Consider the following 21,082-nt stretch of genomic DNA (forward strand, 5'->3'; position numbering starts at 1 on the left):
CCGCGTCAGGGTCGTGGCTCACATGTGCGGCTGGCCGTAGTACTTGGCGAACTGCTCGAGGTACGTGGGCTCTCCGCCGTACTTGTCCGCGTCGAACTCGGGAGCGTCCTTGATCTGGTCCTTCGTGCGGTCGACGTGGACCTTCTTCTCCGAGATGTCGATCAGCCTGACGGTGCCGGCCGGCAGGAGGACGTGCTTGCCGAAGATCCACACGCCGGTGTCGACGACCAGGTACGAGGCCCCCACGTCCTCGGAATGCTTGTCGATCTTGCCGATGCTTCCGTCCGTCGCCTCGACCTTGTAACCGATGAGGTCGACCCCCGGCTGGTGCCCCGCCTCCGGGTGGTAGCCCCAGATGTCGATTCCACTCACGGCGATACCTCTCAGACGCATAGCGTAACGGATTGCGGAGAAATGTCCGCCCTGATCGCAGGCGACTACCCCGGATCCCCGTTCCGTAGACCCGACGGCCCGTCCGCGTGCTCCCACCGGTGGCGGACGGGTCAGTCGGTCGGTTCGTCGGGGGAAGGGTGCTCGGGGTGGATCGTGCCGTGCCGGCGACTGCCTCTGGGGCCCGTGCCCGCTACGTCCATGTCCGGGAGGCCGGCGTCTCGACCCCGGGCGCCACCGGTGCCGCCTTCGTCGTCGGTGTCGGGGCGGGCCCTGCCGGAGCCGTCCACGCCCTCGCCGGGGAGGGGAATCGCCGACGGATCCTCACCGGCTGCGGCCTGCTGGTCCTCACGGTCATGGGGAATCGGTGCGTCCGACCGTTTCCCGGGACGGGGTTCACGCATCCTGATCACCTTCTCGCTCGTTCGTCGGCCGCCGCGGCGCCGCCCGGCAGCTTTGTGCGGGGACGGATTTCCCACGGGTCTCTCGGGGGGTCAAGGACCGGGCGTCAGGACCACCTTGATCATGCCGTCCTCCTTGGCCTGGAACATCTCGTACGCCCGGGGCGCCTCCTCCAGCGGAAGGACGTGGGTCGCGAAGTCGTCGACCCCCAGCGGGTCGCCGTCGCCGAGCAGCGGGAGGATGTCGTCCACCCAGTGTCTGACGTTCGCCTGCCCCATCCGGAGCTGGACCTGCTTGTCGAAGAGGCTGCGCAGGGGCACGGGGTCGACGGCGCCGCCGTAGACGCCGACCAGACTGATCGTGCCGCCTCGCCGCACCGCGTCCACCGCCGCGTCGAACGCCGCCATGCTGTCCACACCGGCCTTCACCATCAACCGCTTGCCGAGGGCGTCCGGGAGCATTCCCGTGATCCGCTGCGCGGCCTTGGTGAGGGGGGCGCCGTGGGCCTCCATGCCGACCGCGTCGATGACGGAGTCCGTCCCGCGGCCGTCGGTGAGGTCCCGTATCCGGTCACCGAGCCCGTGTCCCAGCTCGGCGACGTCCAGTGTGCGCACACCGTGCTTCCGGGCGCGCGAGAGCCTTTCGGGGACGAGGTCCACGCCGACGACCTCACCCGCGCCCCGGTGGAGGGCCACGCGCGCCGCCATGTCGCCGACGGGGCCGAGTCCCAGCACCGTCACGCTTCCCCCGGGCGGCACCGCGGCGTATTCGACGGCCTGCCAGGCGGTCGGCAGGACGTCGGAGAGGTAAAGGTACCGCTGATCGGGGGCGTCGTCCGGCACCTTGACCGGAAGGGTGTCACCGAAGGGCACCCGGAGGAATTCCGCCTGGCCGCCCGGAACCTGGCCGTACAGCTTGGTGTAGCCGAAGAGGGACGCCCCCATGCCGTACTCCGTCACCTGCGTGGTCTCGCACTGTGACTGCAACCCCTGGTCGCACATCCAGCAACTGCCGCAGGAGATGTTGAACGGCACGACCACCCGGTCTCCCGCCGCGAGGGTACGTACGTCCGGGCCGACCTCCTCCACGATGCCCATGGCCTCGTGCCCGAGGATGTCACCGCTGTCCAGGAAGGGGCCGAACAGCTCGTACAGATGCAGGTCGGAGCCGCAGATACCGGTCGAGGTGACCCGGACGATCACATCCGTCGGATCGACGATCACCGGATCGGGGACGGTGTCCACCCGCACATCGCGCTGCCCGTGCCAGGTCAACGCCCTCATGATCCTCTCCCTCGCTCGGCGGGCTCGATACGGCGCGCCTGCCCGGACCGGGCGGACGTATGCGTCGACACGGAGCGTGACCGATCGGGGGATCTCCGGACACCGGGGGGAGAGATAGGAACGCGATGCGCGGGTAGCCGGTGGTGCATGAACACCACTGAGAGCACACCTCTGCGTGCCGTCGCCCTCGTCTGCACGCTGTCCCCCTCTCCTGCCCGCTCCAGTTCGCAGCTGCTGGCCGAGCAGACCATGGAGGCTCTGAGCGAGCACGGGGTGAGCGGAAAGGTGATCCGCATCGCCGACCACGACGTGCGGACGGGCGTGGCGACCGACATGGGCGAGGGGGACGCCTGGCCCGAGATCCGGGACACGATCCTCGCCTGCGACATCCTCGTCCTGTCGACCCCGATCTGGCTCGGCCACCCCGCGAGCACCGCCCAGCTGGTGATGGAGCGCCTGAACGCGGAGCTGGGCGAGACCGACGGAGAAGGCCGGATGCTCACGTACGGCAAGGCCGCCGCCGTCTGCGTCGTCGGCAACGAGGACGGGGCGCACAAGGTGAGCGCCGACCTGTTCCAGGGACTCAACGACGTCGGCTTCACCCTCGCCCCGAACGCCGTCACCTACTGGGTCGGCGAGGCCATGCAGAGGACGGACTACCAGGACCTCGACGAGACCCCGAAGGCCACCGCGGGCACGACCGCGACCCTGGCCGCCAACACCGCCCACCTGGCCCGTCGGCTCAAGTCCGCTCCCTACCCGCCCTCGCCCTGACCGGTCTCCGCTGTCTGCCTGCCGGCTCTCGTCGTGTCGCAGCGGTCCGCGCGCCGTCGGACAGCGGACACTCGGGGACGGCGGCACGTGACGAGAGGCGGCGGCTCCCATGTCTCGTTCGGCGCTCATCGTGATCGACATGCTCAACACCTACGCGCACGAGGACGCCGATGCCCTCGTGCCGTCCGTCCGCGAGGCGCTCCCCGGGATCACGACGCTGTTGCGGCACGCCCGTGCCTGCGCGGCGCCCGTGCTCTACGTCAACGACAACTTCGGTGAGTGGCGTTCGCACCACGGGGAGATCCTCAAGGCCGCCCTCGACGGTCGCCACCGCGACCTGGTGGAGCCGGTGGCGCCGGACGAGGACTCGCTCTTCGTGGTCAAGGCGCGCCATTCGATCTTCTTCGAAACCCCGCTGGCCTACCTGTTGAGCCAGTTGGGTGCGGAGCGTCTGGTGCTGTGCGGGCAGGTGACCGAGCAGTGCGTGCTCTACTCCGCCCTGGACGCCCACATCCGGCACTTCGACGTGGTGGTGGCCGCCGACGCGGTCGCGCACATCGACGCCGATCTCGCCGGAGCGGCCCTGCGGATGATGCGGACCAACATGTCCGCGACCATCTGCGGGGCGGAGGAGATCGCCTTCGACGCGTGACCGTCGGACCGGTCCCGGCGCGCGGCGTGTGTGATCGTGACGGTGGGCCGGGAGTGTGTACCGTCCGAGTCGAGCGGGCCGCCTGCCGCGCACTGCCGCTGCTGTGGCCCCGGTGGGCAGCGAAATCGGGAGGCTGGCGTGACGGGTGAGCGGGTCGGAGTGACCGAGGTCCTGGCGGCGGCGGAGGGCGCCGCGCCTGCGGACTCCCTCGACGTCGTGATGCGCGAGCTGCGCGACCGGTTCGCCGCCCGGTACGTGTCGTTCCTGTGCGTCGACGTCGTCGGCCGGCGCCTGTTGCGCGTCCATGACACCGCGGTCGTCCACGAGGACGATCGTTCGGCTTCGCAGGTCCGGCTCTTCGGTACCGGGATGTACGACGAGGTCCTGCGCGGTCAGCGACTGGTGCTGGCCCCGGACGGCGGGCAGGGACAGCGCGTGATCGCCCCGGTGACGCACCGCGGCGACATCGTCGGAGTCCTCGAACTGTTCCTCGACGACACTCCTCTGGACGTGCTGGAACACGTGGAGGCGGCCGCACGGGCGCTGGCCTACGTCATCATCACCGACCGCAGGTTCACCGACCTGTACCACTGGGGGAACCGCACCGCGTCGGTCAGCCTCTCCGCGGAGATCCAGCGCCAGCTCCTGCCCTCGGCCTCCTGCTGCGAAGCGCTCCAGTTCACCATCGCCGGCGCCCTGGTCCCGGCCTCCGACATCGCCGGCGACACCTACGACTACAGCCTCGACACCCGTACGCTCCACCTCTCCATCACCGACGCCATGGGCCACGACGTGAGCGCCTCCCTCCTGGCCACCCTGCTCGTCAACGCCTCCCGTGGCGCCCGCCGAGCCGGAGAGGACCTGGCGGAGCAGGCACGCCAGGCCCACCACGCCCTCCTCGCACACGGCCGCAACGCCCTCGCCACCGGCCAGCTGCTGCGCGTCGCCCTCGACGGAACCAGCGTGCAGCTCGTCAACGCCGGACACCCGTGGCCGCTGCGGCTGCGCGACGGAGTGGTCGAGGAGCTGCAGCTCAAGGTCAACCTGCCCTTCGGCATCGTCGAGCAGGGCGCCTACCAGGTGCAGGACATCGACCTGCGCCCCGGCGACCGCCTGCTGCTCCACACCGACGGGATGCAGGAACGGGACGCACGGACGGTCGACCTCCGCACCGTCCTGCGCGAGACCGCGCCGGAGCATCCGCGTGAGGTCGTACGCACCCTCGTGGCGGCGGTCTCCGACGCCTACGGCGGCCGGCCTCCGAAGGACGACGCCACCGTCCTGTGCCTGGACTGGCACGGACCCTGGGGCGCCGACGGCGGACGGGACGACTCGGCGGACGGGACGACCCGGTGAACTGGACGACCCGGTGAACGGGATGACGCGGTAGACGGGACGGGCCGGTGAACTGGACGACCCGGTGAACGGGATGACTCGGTAGACGGGACGGGCCCGGGAGAGTCCCGAACGGCCCGGTGACACGCCGACGCTCGGCCGGCTCCTCCCGAGGGCCGCTCCCCGTCACTCCTCCGGCTGCTCGTGGAGCGTCTCCCGCAGCAGGGCCGCCTCGTGGTCGAGGTGGTGCAGCAAGGCCTGCAGCGCCGGGGTGCGGGTGCGGTGTGCTGCCTCGGTGGTGCCCACCGTGCGTCCCACCGAAGGGAGTTCGACCGGCAGGGCGGCGAGCTGCTCGTCGGCGCGCAGGACCAGCTCCGGCAGCAGCGCGACCATGTCCGTCTGCAGGAGCAGGGCCCGCATGGTCAGGATGGACGTGCACTCGACCCGGTCGGCGGGCAGCGCGAGGCCCCGGTCCGCGAAGAGGGCGCCGAGCTCCTGGCGCAGGGCGGTCTGCTCGACCGGGAGGATCCACGGGAAGTCGAGGGTGTCCGTGAGCGTGATGCCGGCGGTCTCCAGGAGGGGGTGGCCGGACCGGACGGCGAGCCGGATCCGTTCCCGGTAGAGCCGTCGCTGGCGCAGCCCGTCCCCTTCCTTGGGAGCCGGTCCCACCCGGCCGACGATGACGTCGAGTTCGCCCGCCAGGAGGGCCGGATGGAGGACGTCCGGTGTCCCTTCCCGTACGACGACGGTGACCCGGGGCCGTTCCCGCTTGAGCTGGGCGACGGCCCGGGGCAGCAGGACGTTGGTCCCGGCGAGGAGCGCGCCGACGGTCACGGTCCCCTCGCGGCCCTGCCGCAGCCCGGTGAGGTGGTCTCCGGCCCGCCGCATCTCGGCGATCACGGCACGGGCGTGCTCCGCCAGCGCCTCCCCGTAGAGCGTCGCCCGCATGCCGCGCGGCATGCGGACGAAGAGCGGCAGGTCGGCGATGCCCTCCAGCTCGCGGAGGGTGCGGGTGGCGGCGGGCTGCGTGAGGTGCAGCGTCTCGGCCGCGCGCCCCACGCTGCCGTGGTCGAGGATCGCGACGAGCAGGGTGAGGTGCCGGAACTTCAGCCGGCCGTCCAGAAGGTCCATCGCCGGGAGCTCCTTCCGGGAGCGGTCGGGTGAGCCGGAGCTCGCCATATCGGAATGGGTATGAAGGCAGCGCCTTTTGGCATTGGTTCGGTATGGCTCGGTGGGTGCACGATACCGGCACACGCCGGGGGACCAGATCCGAATCCCCGGCCCGGCAGCGGAGGTCTGCAAGGTGCGCTCACCTGTGCGGCATTTCGTAGGGGGCGGGTTCGACGCCTCGGGCGTCCCGTTCCCGCTCATCGATCCGACCCGCGGGACCGTCGTCGGCGAAGCGCCCTCGGCCCCCCGGGAGCTGGTCGACCGTGCGGTGGCCGCGGCAAGGGAGGCACTGGGCGGCCCGTGGGCGTCCTGGAGCCCGGCGGACCGGTCCCGGCTCCTGCACCGGATCGCCGACGGCATCGAGCGGCGCTTCGAGGAGTTCGTCACCGCCGAGTGCGCCGACACGGGCAAGCCCCGCGAGCTCGCCTCGACGGTCGACATCCCCCGGGCGATCGCCAACTTCCGCGCGTACGCCGACCTCCTGACCGGGCGCGCCGAGCGGTCCTGGCACACGACCACCCCGGACGGCCGCGGCGCGCTGAACTACACGGTGCACAAGCCGCTCGGCGTCGTCGCGGTGATCTCGCCGTGGAACCTGCCGCTGCTGCTGCTCAGCTGGAAGGTGGCCCCCGCCCTCGCCACGGGCAACACGGTGGTCGCCAAGCCCTCCGAGCTGACGCCGGGTACGGCCTGCCTGCTCGCGGAGGTCATGGCGGACGCGGACGTACCGGCGGGCGTCTTCAACCTCCTGCACGGCGGCGGCGCGGACGCCCCGGGGCAGTGGCTCACCGAGCACCCGGGCGTGGACGCGATCGCCTTCACCGGCGAGTCGCGCACCGGCGGCACCATCATGCGGGCCGCCGCCGCGCGACTGGCTCCCGTCTCGTTCGAGCTGGGCGGCAAGAACGCCGGGCTCGTCTTCGCCGACGCGGACCTGGAGCAGGCCGTGGCGGGCACCCTCCGCTCCTCCTTCACCCACAGTGGGCAGGTGTGCCTGTGCACCGAGCGGGTGTACGTGGAGCGGCCGGTGTTCGACGCGTTCGCCGAGAAACTGGCGTCAGGCGCACGGGCGTTGAGCGGGTACGGGCCGATGGTCTCCGCCGCGCACCGCGACAAGGTCCTCGGCCATCTCGACAAGGCCGCGGCCGACGGCGAAGTCCTCGCGGGCGGCGGGGCGCCGCTCTTCTCCGACGACCGGGACGGCGGCTTCTGGGTGGAGCCGGCCGTGCTGGCGGGGCTGCCGGAGGACCACCCGGCGGTACGGGAGGAGATCTTCGGGCCTGTCGTCCACCTGGCGCCCTTCGACACCGAGGAGGAGGCGCTGGCGCTCGCCAACGCCGGGCCGTACGGGCTCGCCGCGACCGTGTGGACGGGCGACGTGAGCCGGGCGCACCGGGTCGCCCCCGCCCTCGACGTCGGCATCGCCTGGGTCAACACCTGGAACCTGCGCGACCTCCGTACCCCCTTCGGAGGTGTGAAGGCCTCCGGGATCGGCCGTGAGGGCGGCGACCACTCCCTCGGCTTCTTCTCCGAACCGATGAATGTGTGCGTGAAACTGTGAGCACGGTGGACCGAGCGGTGGCGAGGGCCGCCGAACGCCTCGACACGGCGTGCCTGACGGGCGTTCCCTGCGACCCCGTCCGCGACCTGCTGCCCCCCGGGGACCTAACGGCCGCCTACGCCGTGCAGACGGTGCTCTCCGAGCGCCGGCGCGCCGAGGGCCGCCGGGTCACGGGCTGGAAGATCGGGCTGACCTCGGCAGCCGTACAGACCCAACTCGGAGTCGACACACCCGACTTCGGCCGTCTGATGGACGACACGGCGGTGCCGGACGGTGCCGAGATCCCCTGGGGCGCGGTGCTCCAGGCCCGGGCCGAGGCAGAGGTCGCCCTCGTCCTCGAACACGACCTCACCCACGAGCGGCACACCGTCGCCGACGTCATCCGCGCGACCGCGTTCGCGCTGCCCGCCGTGGAGGTGATCGGCAGCCGGATCCGCGACTGGGACATCTCGGCCGTCGACACGATCGCGGACAACGCGTCCAGCGGTGCGTACGTCCTGGGCACCCGCCCCGTACCCCTGCGGGAACTCGACCTGCGGACCGCCGGCATGGTCCTCGAACGGCACGGTGAGCCCGTGTCCACCGGCGCGGGCGCCGCCTGCCTGGGCAATCCGCTGCACGCCGCCGTCTGGCTGGCCGACACCCTCGTACGACTCGGCCACCCGCTGCGGTCCGGGGACACCGTGCTCACCGGCGCGCTCGGCCCCATGACGACCGTCGAGCCCGGCGACGTGCTCGAAGCCCGTGTCGACGGCCTCGGCTCGGTGCGCGCGGCCTTCGGGCGCCCCGGACGGGAGGGAGACACCCGATGAACCCCACGGCACTGGCCGAAGCGCTCGACACGGCCGCACGCGACGGCCGCCCGCTGGCCGGCGGGGGAACCGGACTCAAGGACACCGAGGAGGCGTACGCCGTCCAGGCGGCGCTGGTCGCCCGGCGGCTCGCCCGCGGCGAGCGGATCACCGGCTTCAAACTGGGCTTCACCAGCCGGGCCAAGATGCGGCAGATGGGCGTGTCCGACCTGATCCACGGGCGGCTGACGGACCGCATGGAGATCCCCGACGGAGGACGTCTCGACACCTCCGGTCTCATCCACCCCCGCGTCGAGCCCGAAGTGGCCTTCCTGCTCGGAGACACGCTGCGCCCCGGCACCGACCCCATGGTCGCGGTCGCGGCCGTGGCCCCGGCCCTGGAGGTCATCGACTCCCGCTACGACGGCTTCCGGTTCTCGCTCCCCGAGGTGATCGCCGACAACACCTCCGCCGCGGGCTACGCGGTGGGGACGTGGAGCGCCCCGCGCGAGCTGGACAACCTCGGCGTCCTGCTGGAGCTCGACGGACGCCTGGCCGAGGCCGGTTCCACCGCGGCGATCCTCGGCAACCCCCTGCGGGCCCTCGCCGCCGCGGCCCGCCTCGCCGGCGAGCTGGCACCCGGCACGGTGATCCTGGCCGGCGCGGCGACCGCCGCCGTACCCCTGCCGCCCGGAACCCACGTCCGGGCCACCGTCGCCGGCCTCGGCACGGTCAGCCTCACCACCGGGGAGGACGCGTGATCGTGCCCGGCGCCGCCCCGCCCCGCGGTCGCTTCCCCCACCTCAGACGCGCAGGCGACCTCGTCTTCGTCTCCGGTACGAGCGCCCGCCGCCCCGACGGCACCTTCGTCGGCGCGAGCGCCGACGCGATGGGAGTGACCGACCTCGACATCCGCGCCCAGACCCGGGCCGTGCTCGACAACATCGCCCGCCTGCTGGCCGCGGCCGGCGGAGGCCCGGACGACCTCGTCTCCGTCACCACGTACCTGGTCAACATGAACGACTTCCGCGGCTACAACGAGGTCTACGCCGAGTACTTCGACGAGAACGGCCCGGCCCGCACCACCGTCGCCGTCCACCAGCTGCCCCACCCGCACCTCCTGATCGAGATCAGCGCCGTCGCCCACATCCCGCAGAACACCGCAGCCCCCCACCTCCGGAACGAGGAACCGCGCCCGTGACCATGACACCGTTCAACCTCCACGCCTGGATCGAGGAACACCGCCACCTGCTCAAGCCGCCGATCGGCAACGTCCAGATCTGGCAGGACGCCGACCTGATGGTGACGGTCGTGGGCGGCCCCAACCGCCGCACCGACTTCCACGACGACCCGATCGAGGAGTTCTTCTACCAGCTCAAGGGCGACATGGTGCTCCGCGTCATGGACGAGGAGGGCAGCCCGCCGCGCGACATCCACATCCGCGAGGGCGACGTCTTCCTCCTCCCGCCCCACGTGCGGCACTCGCCGCAGCGCCCCGAGGAGGGCAGCATCGGCCTGGTCGTCGAGTTCGCCCGCCCGCAGGGCCTGCGCGACGCCTTCGAGTGGTACTGCATGGAGTGCCACCGCCTGGTGCACCGCAGCGAGGTGCAGCTCACCTCGATCGTCGACGACCTCCCGCCGGTGTTCGACTCCTTCTACGGGGACGAGTCCGCGCGCACCTGCGGGAACTGCGGCGCGACCCACCCGGGCAGGCACTGGCCGGACGAGCTGCGCCCCCGCACCCGCCGCGACGAGGCGGACGGCGCATGACCGTCGTCGACATCCACGCCCACGTCTTCCCGGAGATCGGCCGCGCCGAGTCCCGGCGGCTCACCGGCTCCGACGACGGACCCTGGCTGCGCACCACCGACGGCCCGGACGCCGGGATGATGATGGCGGGGCCCACCGAGTACCGGCCGGTGCACCGCACCCTGTGGGACCCGGCGGAGCGCGTCGCCGACCTGGACCGCCTCGGCGTCGACATCCAGGTCCTCTCCAGCACCCCGCTCCTCTTCGGCTACGGGCTGGAGCCCGAGCGCGCCGCCGACTGGTGCCGCACGGTCAACTCCCGACTCCTCGCATACGGCTCGTACGCCCCGCACCGGCTGGCCCCCCTGTGCCAGGTGCCGCTCCAGGACACCGAAGCGGCCTGCGCCCTGCTCAGCGAAGCGATGCGGCAGGGCTTCCACGGCGTCCACATCGGCAACCACCTCGGCGACCGCGACCTCGACCACGGCGCGCTCCTGGAGTTCCTCACGCACTGCGCCGAGGCGAACGCCGCCGTCCTCGTCCACCCCTGGGACCTCCCCGCCGGCCCGCGGTACTCCCGCTACATGCTGGCCTGGCTGGCCGGCATGGCCGCCGAGACGCATCTGACCATCCTGTCGCTGATCCTGTCCGGCGCCTTCGAACGCCTCCCGGCCTCGCTGCGCCTGCTCTTCGCCCACGGCGGCGGCAGCTTCCCGTACCTCCTGGGCCGCGCCGACAACGCCTGGCACCGCCGTGACCTCGTCCGCGCCGACAGCCCCCACCCGCCCTCGCACTACACCCGGCGGTTCTCCGTCGACTCCGCCGTCTTCGACCCCGGCGCCCTGCGCCTCCTCGTGGACGTCATGGGCGCCGAGCGGGTGCTGCTCGGCTCCGACCACCCCTTCCCGCTCGGCGAGGAGGACATCGGCCGGCTCGTACGGGAGAGCGCACTCACCCCGGAGGAGACGGAGGCGGTCCTCGGCGGCAACGCCGTCCGCTTCTTCGGCCTCACCCCACTCCTCAAGGAGGCCGTCCGATGAAGGCAGCCGTGATCGGATCGGGCAACATCGGCACCGATCTCCTCATCAAGATCGTCCGCGGGACGGGGAACGTCACCGCCGCCGCGATGATCGGCATCGACCCCGACTCGGAAGGGCTCGCCCGGGCCCGCAGGCTCGGCGTGCGGACGAGCGCGGACGGCGTGGCGGGACTCCTGGCCCTCGACGAGTTCGCCGACATCGACCTCGTCTTCGACGCCACCTCGGCCGCCGCCCACCACCGCAACGCGGCCGCCCTCGCGCCGCACGGCAAGCGCATCGTCGACCTCACCCCGGCGGCCCTCGGCCCGTACGTCGTGCCGCCCGTCAACCTCGACGAGCACCTCGACGCCACCAACCTCAACATGGTCACCTGCGGCGGCCAGGCGACCGTCCCGGTCGTCGCCGCCGTCTCGGCCGTGACACCCGTGCACTACGCCGAGATCGTCGCCTCGATCGCCTCACGGTCCGCCGGACCCGGCACACGGGCCAACATCGACGAGTTCACCGAGACCACCGCCCGCGCCCTGGAGCAGGTCGGCGGCGCGGCCCGCGGCAAGGCCGTCATCGTCCTCAACCCGGCCGAACCGGCCCTGCTGATGCGCGACACCGTGCACTGCGTCGTCGACGACTGCGACCCGGGCCAGGTGACCGCCTCCGTCCACGCGATGGCCGCCTCCGTCGCCGCCTACGTGCCCGGCTACCGGCTCAAGCAGGAACCGCAGTTCCGCGCGCTGTCCGACGGCGACCCGCTCACCCGCCTCGCCGGCGGCGGCCGGCTGCTCGTCTCCGTCTACCTGGAGGTCGAGGGCGCCGCCCACTACCTCCCGGCCTACGCCGGAAACCTCGACATCATGACCGCCGCCGCGCTGCGCACCGCCGAGCGCCTGGCCGAACGGACCCCGGCCCGATGACCTCCGTCTACGTCCAGGACGTCACCCTCCGCGACGGCATGCACGCCGTCTCGCACCGCTACACCCTCGACCAGGTACGGGCCGTCGCGGCAGCCCTGGAGGCCGCCGGCGTCGACGCCGTGGAGGTCGCCCACGGCGACGGCCTCGCCGGCTCCTCCGTCACCTACGGACCCGGCGCGCACACCGACTGGGAATGGCTGGAGGCGGCGGCCCAGGTCCTCGACCGGGCCCGGCTCACCACCCTGCTGCTCCCCGGCGTCGGCACCGCCGAGGACCTGCGCCGCGCCCACGCCCTCGGGGTCACCTCCGTGCGCGTGGCCACCCACTGCACGGAGGCGGACGTCTCCGCCCAGCACATCGGCCTGGCCCGGGAGCTGGGCATGGACGTGGCGGGCTTCCTCATGATGTCCCACATGGCGCCGCCCGCCGAACTTGCCGCCCAGGCCCGCCTCATGGAGTCGTACGGCGCCCACTGCGTCTACGTCACGGACTCCGGCGGCCGGCTCACCATGGACGGCGTACGGGAACGGGTCCGCGCGTACCGCGACGTCCTCGACCCCGCCACCGAGATCGGCATCCACGCCCACCACAACCTCGGCCTGGGCGTCGCCAACAGCGTCACGGCGGTGGAGGCCGGCGCCCACCGCGTGGACGCCTCGCTCGCGGGCCAGGGCGCCGGAGCCGGGAACGCGCCGCTGGAACCCACGGTCGCGGTCTTCGACCTGCTGGGCTGGGAGCACGGCTGCGACCTGTTCCCGCTGATGGACGCGGCCGAGGAACTCGTACGACCGACACAGGACCGGCCCGTACGGGTCGACCGGGAGACGCTCACCCTGGGCTACGCCGGGGTGTACTCCAGCTTCCTGCGGCACGCGGAGATCACCGCCCTGCGGCACGGCCTCGACACCCGCGACCTGCTGGTCGCGGCCGGCCGGCGGCGGCTCGTCGGCGGACAGGAGGACCTCCTGGCCGACATCGCGCTGGACCTCGTCCGCGAGCGGGACACCCCCGCCGCCCCGCCCTTCCCCACCGCCCCTCTCGCACCGACGGAGTGACCCTGTGCAGATCGGAACACCGACCGGAACCACGACCGGAGCACCGAACAGAACACCGTCCGAAACCGGAACCACGACCGGAGCACCGAACAGAACACCGTCCGAAACCGGAACCACGACCGGAGCACCGACCGGACCTGGAACACCGACCGACAAGCCCACCGCGGCGCCGGGCCAGCACGCCGCCGCTCTCGACGGACGAGCCGCCGCACTCGACGCCGACGACCCGCTCGCCCACGTCCGCGACCGCTTCCTCCTCCCCGAGGGGATCGTCTACCTCGACGGCAACTCCCTCGGAGCCCTGCCCGCCGCCGTACACCCGGCCGTCGAGGACGCCGTGCACCGGCAGTGGGGCACCGACCTCATCCGCTCCTGGAACGCCAACGGCTGGTGGGAGGCCCCGGTACGGACCGGCGACGCCATCGGCCGGCTGATCGGCGCGGCACCCGGCCAGGTGGTGGCGGGGGACTCCACCAGCGTCCAGCTGTTCAACACCCTGCTCGCCGCCGCCCGGCTGCGCCCCGGCCGACGGCTGCTGCTGACCGACCCCGACCACTTCCCCACCGACCAGTACATCGCCGACTCGGTGGGGCGGCTGCTCGGCCTGGACGTCCGCCGGGTGCCCGCACGCGAGGCCGCCGCGGTGCTCGCCGCCGAAGGGGCGGACGTCGCGGTCGCCGCGTACGCCCCCGTGGACTACCGCACCGGCGAGCTCCACGACATGGCCGGGCTCACCGCCGCCGCACATGATGCAGGTGCCCTGGCGCACTGGGACCTGTGCCACGCCGCGGGCGCGCTCCCGGTCGAACTCGACTCCTCCCAAGCGGACTTCGCGGTCGGCTGCGGCTACAAGTACCTCTCCGGCGGCCCCGGCGCCCCGGCCTTCGCCTACGTCGCCGCCCGCCACCAGCGGGCCTTCGACCACCCCGTCACCGGCTGGCACGGCCACGCGGAACCGTTCGCCATGTCCGGTACGTACGCCCCCGCCGACGGCATCACCCGGGCCCGCATCGGCACCCCCGCCCTGCTGTCGCTGGTCGCCCTGGAGGCCGCGCTGACGGCGTACGACGGCGTCGACATGGAGTCCGTACGGGCCAAGAGCCTCTCCCTCACCGGCTTCTTCCAGGAGTGCGCCGACTCCCTCCTCGACGGCCTCGGCTTCACCATGGCCACCCCGCGCGAGCCCGCGCGCCGCGCCAGCCAGGTCGCCCTACGGCACCCGGAGGCGTACCCGCTGGTCGCCGCGCTCACCGCGCGCGGTGTCATCGGCGACATGCGCGCCCCGGACCTGCTGCGCTTCGGATTCAACGCCCTCCACCTCACGCACGCGGACGTCCTCCACGCCGTGCGCGAGCTCCGGGACATCGCGACCACCGGCGCCCACCGCGCCGCCGCCTACCAGCAGCGCCCGACGGTCACCTGACCGCTCCGCAGGACCCCCGGCCCGCGCGATCCCCGAGGTCACGGCACCCGCCTGACCACCGCGCCGCCCGCGACCCCCCTCATGCCGACCCGCCGCGCCGTGCTCCCGCGCGACCGGCACGCACGCGCACGTCCGTTCTCCGCCGCCGAGACCCAAGGACAGTCCATGCGATCCCTCCGCACCAGAGCGACCCTGGCCACGGCAGTCGCCGCAGCCACCGCCGCGACCCTCCTCGTGCCGGGCAGTTCCGGCGCCACCCCCGCGGCCACCGCCGCCGGTACCGCGACATCCACCGGCGCGGCCGCCGCCCGCGCCGCCGATCCGCACATCCCCGAGGTCTGCGCCGACCGACGCCCCGGGCCGGCGGACCCCGGCGCGTACGGCATGCAGCTGGACGGCTCCTTCCGCCACCCCGTCCTCACACCGGTCGACGAGGGCCACGAGCACTCCTTCCCGGGCCGCAACAAGGAGTACGACACCCGCTCGTACATCAAGAACATGAAGGTCGAAGCCGCCTACGAGGGGCCGGACTTCACCCCGGACCCCTTCCACACCTGGCAGAACGTCGTCGACTTCGACGGCCGCCGCTACATGTTCCAGTACGACCGCTCCGAAGGCCGCGTCTACGACATCACCGACGTGCGGAAGGTGAAGGTCGTCGAGCGGATGAGCCGTGAGGACGTGGACGGCGACGAGACGAGGTCCAACAGCACCTGGGCGGCCCACGACTACTGGGGTGCCTCCACCGTCCAGTGGAACAAGAAGCTCGACGCCTACGTCATGGTGCAGAGCTTCGAGAGCAGGCGGCAGATCCAGGAGCTCACCGACGACCCGGCGCGGGACAAGTACAGCAACCCCGAGGGCGTCAGGAAGCTGCGGGAGAAGCCCGGACTCAAGGGCTTCAAGGTCTTCCGCCTGGACGGCCCCCGCAAGAAGGACTGGAAGCTCCTCGCGACCGTCTCCACCGACGCCACGCAGAAGGACCCCCTCCGGAGCGACCCCGGCACGGCGCAGCAGGGATCCGGATCGCTCGACACGCCGTACTGGACCGGCGAGCGGTACATGTTCATCGCGACCGCGCCCGACGACACGTACTCCCGCACGGAGTACCCCACCAACCTGCACTCGGCCGGCTACCAGTCCTGGGACATGGCCGACCCGGCCCACCCGAAGCTCCTCGACACCTGGCACCTGCCGGGCCAGCGGACCGGTGAGGACGCGGCCTACCGGAAGAACCCGCGCTGCGGCAACCGCACCAGCTGGATGGGCGCGCGCATGCCGCTGTTCATCCCCAGGCCCGTCGAGCAGGGCGGCCGCTACGCCTTCGCGGCCATGGGCGGCTACGGCCTGACCGTCCTCGACATCTCGGACCCGGCCGACATGAGGACCGTGAGCCACCTGGACCTGCCGCCGTCCGTCTCGGGGACCGAGGGCGACAACATCGACGTCTCGCAGTACGAGAGGACCGGGATCGTCTACTACTCCGGCTACCCCCTCACCGAGGACTGTTACGAGCCCTACAAGGACGTCTACCAGATCGACGCGAAGGACCCGAAGAACCCCCGCGTCGTCGGTGTCCTGCCCCGTCCGACCCCGCCGCCGGCGGCCGGCATCACCGACTACTGCCAGCGTCGCGGCAGCTTCGGCCCCAAGCGCACCGGCTCGTACACCAACCCGGGCCGGCACACCCCCGGCGTCCTCGGCTACGGCTTCTACAACGCGGGCGTCCAGTTCTTCGACGTCTCCGACCCGGCCGCGCCGAAGATCGACGCCTATTTCGTCCCGAAGGCGTACGGCACGGGGACCCCGGACTACGCGTACGGCAACCAGACCCACGGCGTGTACGTGGAGTGGGACCGCAACATCGCCTGGGTGCTGACCAACCACGGCATCTACGCGCTGTCCTCGCCGAAGGTGCTGGGCAGGCCGGACCTGAACCGGCCCGAGAAGCCCTTCCGCAACAGCCAGTTCTGACGCACGGCGCCTCGGCTTCCACCCCGCTCCCCACCCCGCGATCCCCGCCCGCACCCGCACCCGTAGCCGTATCCGTACCGAAGGACACCTGCCATGGCCGCTCCGAAAAGACCCGCCCAGCCCCCCGCGTCCACCTCCGCCTCGCCCGCCTCGCCCGCCTCCGCCTCCTCAGCCTCCTCCGCCTCCTCCGCCTCCTCCGCCTCCTCCGCCTCCTCCGCCTCCTCCGCCTCCTCCGCCTCCTCCGCCTCCTCCGCCTCCTCCGCCTCCTCCGTCTCACCCGGTGAGAACGGGACGCCCGCGAAGGGCAGCGGCCTCGTCCGCTCCCTGACACACCGGCAGACGACGATGATCGGCCTGGGCTCCGCGCTCGGTACCGGCCTGTTCCTCGGCTCGGGGTCGGCGATATCCGCCGCGGGACCGGCGGTGATCCTCTCGTACGCGATCGGCGCCGTCCTGGTCGCGATCATCGCGGTCCTGCTGGGGGAGATGTCCGCCGCGCACCCGGTCCAGGGCTCGTTCGGCGCCGTCGCGCACACCTACCTCGGCCCGTGGGCCGGCTTCGTCACCCGCTGGATGTACTGGTTCAGCGCGGTCGTGGTCATCGGTACGGAGGTCGTCGCCTCCGCGCTGTACATCCGCTGGTGGTGGCCCGGCGTGCCGATGACGGCCGCCGTCCTCGCGGTCGCTGCGGTGGTGCTCGCGGTCAACGCGATCAACGTGAAGTCCTTCGGCACCACCGAGTTCTGGCTGTCCATGATCAAGGTGACGGCACTCTGCGCGTTCATCCTGTGTGCGGCCTTCCTCGTCTTCTTCGGCCTGCCGGACACCGAGGCCACCGGCCTCGCGCACCTCACCGACGACGGCGGGTTCGTGCCGGAGGGCGCCAAGTCCGTCTGGATCGCCATGTCCGTGGTGATGTTCGCGTACGCCGGATTCGAGGTCGTGGCCATCGCCTCGGCCGAGGCCACCGATCCGCAGCGATCCATCCGCACCGCGATGCGCCAGCTCGCCTGGCGGCTGAGCGTCTTCTACGTCCTGGCGATCACCCTGGTCGTGGCCCTGATCCCGTGGCGGCGCCTGGCCGCCGGCGACGGCAGCGTCGAGGCGAGCCCCTTCGTGCGGGTCTTCTCCGACGTCGGCGTGCCCGCCGCCGCGACCCTCACCAACCTCGTCGTGCTCGTCGCGGCCGTCTCCGCCGCGAACGCCCATCTGTACGGGGCCTCCCGCCTCCTGCACTCCCTCGGCGACGACGGCCTGGCCCCGGCACCGCTCGCCCGCCTCACCTCGCGCGGCGTCCCGGCCAACGCCCTGGCCGCCTCCACGCTCGGGATCGCGGCCGCCGCACTGCTCGCCTTCTACGACGTCGGCGGCATCTTCGGCATCCTGATGTCGATCGCCCTCTTCGCCGTCCTGCTCGTCTGGCTGCTGATCCTCGCCTCGTACGTCGCCTTCCGGCGCCACCGGGACGCGCATCCCGAGGACTTCACGGGGTTCACCGTCCCGGGAGGCAGCAAGCTCGCCCTCGTGGCCGGGGCCGGGGTGCTGGCCGTCGCCGCCACCGCCGTCGAGGTCCCGGACATGCGCCAGGCGGCCGGCATCGGCCTCGCCTTCACGGTCGCCCTGCTCGGCTGCTACGCCCTGACGGCAGCCCGCCGGGCCTGACGGCCCTGACGCCCGAGGGTCCTCGTGAACGACGGCCCTCGTGAACGACGGCCCTCGTGAACGACGGCCCTCGTGAACGACGGGCGTCATGCACCGTGGACGTCATGCACGGTGGACCTCATGAGCGGCGGGCCGGAGTTCCGGCCCGCCGCTCACGTCGTCCGGACGGCCCAACCACCGACCGGGGTGGGCCGACTTCCGTCGCGTCGACGGGGCGGCGGCCTCCCGCCGGTCTATCTCTGGACGGAACGGAGACGACCGACGCAGCGGGAGCAGGCCATGGGACTCATCACCATCGAGATGTTCGCGACCCTCGACCTCGTCGGGCAGGCGCCCGGCGGCCCCGACGAGGATCCGGTGGGTTTCCCCTTCGGCGGCTGGCAGGCGCCGCTGCTGGACGAGGTCGCCGGAACGCAGATCGATGCCGCGTACGAGGGCACGGACGCCCTCCTCCTGGGCCGCCGGACGTACGACATCTTCGCGGGCTACTGGCCTCATCAGGATGCCGAGGGCGAGGACGGCGCGTTCGCCGCGCTGTTCAACAGCATCCCCAAGTACGTGGCCTCCCGCGGCACGCCCGACCTGTCGTGGGCCGGCTCGACGCAGCTGGGCCCGGACCTGGCGGACGCGGTGCGGGAGATCCGTGAGCGGCACGAGCACGTGAAGGTCGTCGGAAGCCTGAACCTCGTGCAGACACTCCTGCGAGAGAGGCTCTTCGACCGTCTCGACCTCTGGCTGCACCCGATCGTGCTCGGCGTCGGGAAGAGGGTGTTCGAGGACGGCGCGGTCCCCACCAGCCTCACCCTCCTCGACCCCCCGGCGGCGGGCCCGAAGGGGGCTGTGTTCCTGCGGTACGGCGTCGCCGAAGGCACGCCGGCGACGGGGGACATGAGCCTGCCCGACCGCGGTCTCGGGAGCGAGGACTGAAGCCGGAGCGGGCGGTTCCGGAAGTCCGGTCAGAAACCCCTTGCCTAATGGTCAAGAAACGTTGACCATTAGTCCCATGCCTACCGACGATCTTCCGGAGACGTTCCACGTCACCACCGACGAGCAGCTTCGCGCCGTCTCCAATCTCACGCGCCACCGGATCATGGCCGTGCTCCGCTTCGAGCCCGCGACGATCACACAGATCGCCGACCGCGTGGGCCTCGCGAAGGGGAGTTCCAGCTACCACGTACGACTGCTCGAACGGGCCGGCCTGGTGAAGGTGGTGCGGACGAGAAAGGTGAGGGGAGTCACCGAGCGGTACTACGCGATGGCCGCGCGGTCGATCGTGCTGCCGGACCCGGGGGAGGGCGGGCCGGACGTGCTGATGCGGCACGCGGTGGCCGACCTGGAGGCGGCGCCGGCCGACAGCGAGCGGCACGTCGGAATGGTCCATCTGCGGCTCACCGACGATCAGTTCGCGGAGCTGGGGGCACGCCTGGAGGCGCTCGCGCACGAGTACCGCGAGCTGTCCGATCCGTCGCTGCCGGACGCGTCGTACGTCTTCGCGCTGTTCCACCCGGCCCCGCGCAACCAGGCAGAGGGGGACGCCAAGTGACGTCAGTCGTGGCGAAGTTGCCGACCGGTTTCGGGCGGCTGTGGACCGCGCAGACGGTGTCCTCACTCGGTGACGGCGTGACCCACGCCGCGCTGCCGCTGCTCGCGCTGACCCTGACGCGGGACCCGATGGCGCTCGCCGTCGTCACGGCCGCCGGAACGCTGCCGTGGCTGCTCTTCGGGGTGCTCGGCGGTGCGCTGGTGGACCGCTGGGACCGCCGTCGCACGATGTGGGTCACGGACGCGGCACGTGCCGCGCTGCTCGCGATACCGGTGGCGGCGGTCGCGCTCGACGCGCTGAGCATTCCGCTGCTCGCGGCCGTCGCCTTCCTGCTCGGCCTCGGCGGACTCTTCTTCGACACGGCGGCCACGGCCTATCTGCCGGATCTGCTGGGCCGCGACCCCGCGCTCCTCGAGCGCGCCAACTCCCGCCTGCGCGGCACCCAGACCGCCGCGTCCGGCTTCGCGGGGCCACCTGCGGGCAGCGCCCTGCTCGCGCTCGGGCGGGCACTGCCGCTGCTCGCCGACGCGGTGTCGTTCGCGGTCTCCGCACTGCTCGTACGCTCGCTGCCCGCCGTACCCCGGCCCGTACCCGAGGCCCGTGAGTCGCTGCTGCGGCAGGCCCGGGCAGGCGCCTCGTACGTGTTCCGGGACCAGCTGCTGCTCGGGCTCGCGCTGCGCCCGGCGGTCGGGAACGTCGCCTTCGTCGCCGTGGAGACCGTACTCGCCCTCTTCGCGCACGAACGTCTCGGCATCGACACCTTCGGCTTCGGCCTGCTCCTCACGGCCGAGGCCACCGGCGGTCTCCTCGGCGCGGCCTTCGCCTCCTTCCTCGGCCGGCGCCTCGGCACCGGCACCGCCCTGACCTGCACCGCAGCAGTCGAAGGACTCGCCGTCCTGGGCCTCGCCGCCGCCCCCAACCCCTACGTCGCCGGCCTCGCGCTCGCCGTCTGCGGTGCGGGCATCGGCGCCACGATGGTGCTCGCCCCCTCCCTCCGGCAGACGATCGTCCCCGCCCACCTGATGGGCCGGGTCGCCTCCACCTCCCGCATGCTCGCGATGTGCGCGGCCCCGTTCGGCGCCTTCGTCGGCGGCTGGCTGGCCACCGCCTACGACGTACGCACCCCGCTCTACACCGCAGCCGGCCTGCTCCTCGCGATGACCGCGGTCACATCGACCATGACGAGCAACCGCCGGGTGGAGGCGGCGCTACGGGCAGCCGCCCAGGCCGCCGAGCCGGAGCGCCCGGCATCCGAGGATCGCGTCGAGGGGAAGGTCGAGGGGAAAGTCGAGGGGAAGGTCGAGGGGAAAGCCGAGGAGAAGGCCGTGTAAGGCCGTCGATCCCCGCCCCGCGAAAAGCCGTCCTGC

20 protein-coding genes are annotated in these 21,082 nt (G+C 72.3%); 17 read left to right on the plus strand and 3 right to left on the minus strand.

Annotated features, from left to right (window positions below; translation table 11 throughout):
• Nucleotides 1–18: 18 nt before the first annotated feature.
• Both ACF08F_RS09580 and ACF08F_RS09585 read right to left on the minus strand, forming a co-directional pair.
• Complete coding sequence (locus ACF08F_RS09580; RefSeq protein WP_392297950.1) at nucleotides 19–372, minus strand: PRC-barrel domain-containing protein; 354 nt, start codon at nucleotides 370–372, stop codon at nucleotides 19–21.
• 512 nt (nucleotides 373–884) lie between these two features.
• On the minus strand, nucleotides 885–2,075 hold the full coding sequence (locus ACF08F_RS09585; RefSeq protein ID WP_392297951.1) for a zinc-dependent alcohol dehydrogenase: 1,191 nt from the start codon (nucleotides 2,073–2,075) through the stop codon (nucleotides 885–887).
• 147 nt (nucleotides 2,076–2,222) lie between these two features.
• On the opposite strand from ACF08F_RS09585, the gene ACF08F_RS09590 reads away from it, so the two are divergent.
• From ACF08F_RS09590 to ACF08F_RS09600, 3 genes are all read left to right on the plus strand, one after another.
• On the plus strand, nucleotides 2,223–2,849 hold the full coding sequence (locus ACF08F_RS09590; protein WP_392297952.1) for a flavodoxin family protein: 627 nt from the start codon (nucleotides 2,223–2,225) through the stop codon (nucleotides 2,847–2,849).
• Nucleotides 2,850–2,958: 109 nt separating this feature from the next.
• Complete coding sequence (locus ACF08F_RS09595; protein WP_392297953.1) at nucleotides 2,959–3,501, plus strand: isochorismatase family cysteine hydrolase; 543 nt, start codon at nucleotides 2,959–2,961, stop codon at nucleotides 3,499–3,501.
• Nucleotides 3,502–3,639: 138 nt separating this feature from the next.
• Nucleotides 3,640–4,857, plus strand: a complete 1,218-nt coding sequence (locus ACF08F_RS09600; RefSeq protein WP_392297954.1) for a PP2C family protein-serine/threonine phosphatase — start codon at nucleotides 3,640–3,642, stop codon at nucleotides 4,855–4,857.
• Between the two features lie 165 nt (nucleotides 4,858–5,022).
• On the opposite strand, the gene ACF08F_RS09605 is transcribed toward ACF08F_RS09600, so the two are convergent.
• Nucleotides 5,023–5,967, minus strand: a complete 945-nt coding sequence (locus ACF08F_RS09605) for a LysR substrate-binding domain-containing protein (protein ID WP_392297955.1) — start codon at nucleotides 5,965–5,967, stop codon at nucleotides 5,023–5,025.
• Nucleotides 5,968–6,151: 184 nt separating this feature from the next.
• Here ACF08F_RS09605 and ACF08F_RS09610 point away from each other — a divergent pair, with 184 nt between their 5' ends.
• The 14 genes from ACF08F_RS09610 (at nucleotide 6,152) to ACF08F_RS09675 (ending at nucleotide 21,046) form a co-directional block, all read left to right on the plus strand.
• Nucleotides 6,152–7,567, plus strand: coding sequence for an aldehyde dehydrogenase family protein (locus ACF08F_RS09610; protein ID WP_392297956.1), 1,416 nt, complete (start codon nucleotides 6,152–6,154; stop codon nucleotides 7,565–7,567).
• Nucleotides 7,564–8,379 carry a 2-keto-4-pentenoate hydratase gene (locus ACF08F_RS09615; RefSeq protein WP_392297957.1) on the plus strand — a complete coding sequence of 272 codons (816 nt, stop codon included), beginning with the start codon at nucleotides 7,564–7,566 and terminating at the stop codon, nucleotides 8,377–8,379. The genes ACF08F_RS09610 and ACF08F_RS09615 overlap by 4 nt, the downstream gene beginning before the upstream one ends.
• On the plus strand, nucleotides 8,376–9,119 hold the full coding sequence (locus ACF08F_RS09620) for a 2-keto-4-pentenoate hydratase (RefSeq protein ID WP_392297958.1): 744 nt from the start codon (nucleotides 8,376–8,378) through the stop codon (nucleotides 9,117–9,119). The genes ACF08F_RS09615 and ACF08F_RS09620 overlap by 4 nt, the downstream gene beginning before the upstream one ends.
• Entirely contained in the window at nucleotides 9,116–9,559 is a 444-nt protein-coding gene (locus tag ACF08F_RS09625) for a RidA family protein (protein WP_392297959.1), read from the plus strand. The genes ACF08F_RS09620 and ACF08F_RS09625 overlap by 4 nt, the downstream gene beginning before the upstream one ends.
• On the plus strand, nucleotides 9,556–10,128 hold the full coding sequence (locus ACF08F_RS09630) for a 3-hydroxyanthranilate 3,4-dioxygenase (RefSeq protein WP_392297960.1): 573 nt from the start codon (nucleotides 9,556–9,558) through the stop codon (nucleotides 10,126–10,128). The genes ACF08F_RS09625 and ACF08F_RS09630 overlap by 4 nt, the downstream gene beginning before the upstream one ends.
• Entirely contained in the window at nucleotides 10,125–11,147 is a 1,023-nt protein-coding gene (locus tag ACF08F_RS09635) for an amidohydrolase family protein (RefSeq protein ID WP_392297961.1), read from the plus strand. Before ACF08F_RS09630 ends, ACF08F_RS09635 begins: the two co-directional genes overlap by 4 nt.
• Nucleotides 11,144–12,058 (plus strand): acetaldehyde dehydrogenase (acetylating), encoded by a 915-nt coding sequence (locus ACF08F_RS09640; protein WP_392297962.1) that lies wholly within the window; start codon nucleotides 11,144–11,146, stop codon nucleotides 12,056–12,058. The genes ACF08F_RS09635 and ACF08F_RS09640 overlap by 4 nt, the downstream gene beginning before the upstream one ends.
• A complete protein-coding gene (gene dmpG, locus ACF08F_RS09645) occupies nucleotides 12,055–13,113 on the plus strand; it encodes a 4-hydroxy-2-oxovalerate aldolase (RefSeq protein ID WP_392297963.1) in 1,059 nt (352 codons plus the stop codon). The genes ACF08F_RS09640 and dmpG overlap by 4 nt, the downstream gene beginning before the upstream one ends.
• A 4-nt stretch (nucleotides 13,114–13,117) precedes the next feature.
• Nucleotides 13,118–14,536, plus strand: a complete 1,419-nt coding sequence (gene kynU, locus ACF08F_RS09650; protein WP_392297964.1) for a kynureninase — start codon at nucleotides 13,118–13,120, stop codon at nucleotides 14,534–14,536.
• Nucleotides 14,537–14,701: 165 nt separating this feature from the next.
• Complete coding sequence (locus ACF08F_RS09655) at nucleotides 14,702–16,510, plus strand: LVIVD repeat-containing protein (RefSeq protein WP_392297965.1); 1,809 nt, start codon at nucleotides 14,702–14,704, stop codon at nucleotides 16,508–16,510.
• Between the two features lie 93 nt (nucleotides 16,511–16,603).
• A complete protein-coding gene (locus tag ACF08F_RS09660) occupies nucleotides 16,604–18,172 on the plus strand; it encodes an amino acid permease (protein WP_392297966.1) in 1,569 nt (522 codons plus the stop codon).
• A 279-nt stretch (nucleotides 18,173–18,451) separates the two neighbouring features.
• The gene (locus ACF08F_RS09665) at nucleotides 18,452–19,099 is read left to right on the plus strand and encodes a dihydrofolate reductase family protein (protein ID WP_392297967.1); all 648 of its coding nucleotides are present in this window, start codon (nucleotides 18,452–18,454) and stop codon (nucleotides 19,097–19,099) included.
• 76 nt (nucleotides 19,100–19,175) lie between these two features.
• Entirely contained in the window at nucleotides 19,176–19,715 is a 540-nt protein-coding gene (locus tag ACF08F_RS09670; protein ID WP_392297968.1) for an ArsR/SmtB family transcription factor, read from the plus strand.
• Entirely contained in the window at nucleotides 19,712–21,046 is a 1,335-nt protein-coding gene (locus ACF08F_RS09675; RefSeq protein WP_392297969.1) for an MFS transporter, read from the plus strand. The genes ACF08F_RS09670 and ACF08F_RS09675 overlap by 4 nt, the downstream gene beginning before the upstream one ends.
• Nucleotides 21,047–21,082 lie beyond the last annotated feature (36 nt).

Origin of the sequence: Streptomyces sp. NPDC015130, from assembly GCF_043080005.1 — a bacterium.
Taxonomy (GTDB): Bacteria; Actinomycetota; Actinomycetes; order Streptomycetales; family Streptomycetaceae; genus Streptomyces.

Coding starts and splice junctions, on each gene's coding strand:
- ACF08F_RS09585 (WP_392297951.1), bottom strand. CDS start 2,075: ATGAGGGCGTTGACCTGGCACGGGCAGCGCGATGTGCGGGTGGACACC.
- ACF08F_RS09590 (WP_392297952.1), top strand. CDS start 2,223: ATGAACACCACTGAGAGCACACCTCTGCGTGCCGTCGCCCTCGTCTGC.
- ACF08F_RS09595 (WP_392297953.1), top strand. CDS start 2,959: ATGTCTCGTTCGGCGCTCATCGTGATCGACATGCTCAACACCTACGCG.
- ACF08F_RS09605 (WP_392297955.1), bottom strand. CDS start 5,967: ATGGACCTTCTGGACGGCCGGCTGAAGTTCCGGCACCTCACCCTGCTC.
- ACF08F_RS09620 (WP_392297958.1), top strand. CDS start 8,376: ATGAACCCCACGGCACTGGCCGAAGCGCTCGACACGGCCGCACGCGAC.
- ACF08F_RS09635 (WP_392297961.1), top strand. CDS start 10,125: ATGACCGTCGTCGACATCCACGCCCACGTCTTCCCGGAGATCGGCCGC.
- ACF08F_RS09640 (WP_392297962.1), top strand. CDS start 11,144: ATGAAGGCAGCCGTGATCGGATCGGGCAACATCGGCACCGATCTCCTC.
- dmpG (WP_392297963.1), top strand. CDS start 12,055: ATGACCTCCGTCTACGTCCAGGACGTCACCCTCCGCGACGGCATGCAC.
- ACF08F_RS09655 (WP_392297965.1), top strand. CDS start 14,702: ATGCGATCCCTCCGCACCAGAGCGACCCTGGCCACGGCAGTCGCCGCA.
- ACF08F_RS09660 (WP_392297966.1), top strand. CDS start 16,604: ATGGCCGCTCCGAAAAGACCCGCCCAGCCCCCCGCGTCCACCTCCGCC.
- ACF08F_RS09665 (WP_392297967.1), top strand. CDS start 18,452: ATGGGACTCATCACCATCGAGATGTTCGCGACCCTCGACCTCGTCGGG.
- ACF08F_RS09670 (WP_392297968.1), top strand. CDS start 19,176: ATGCCTACCGACGATCTTCCGGAGACGTTCCACGTCACCACCGACGAG.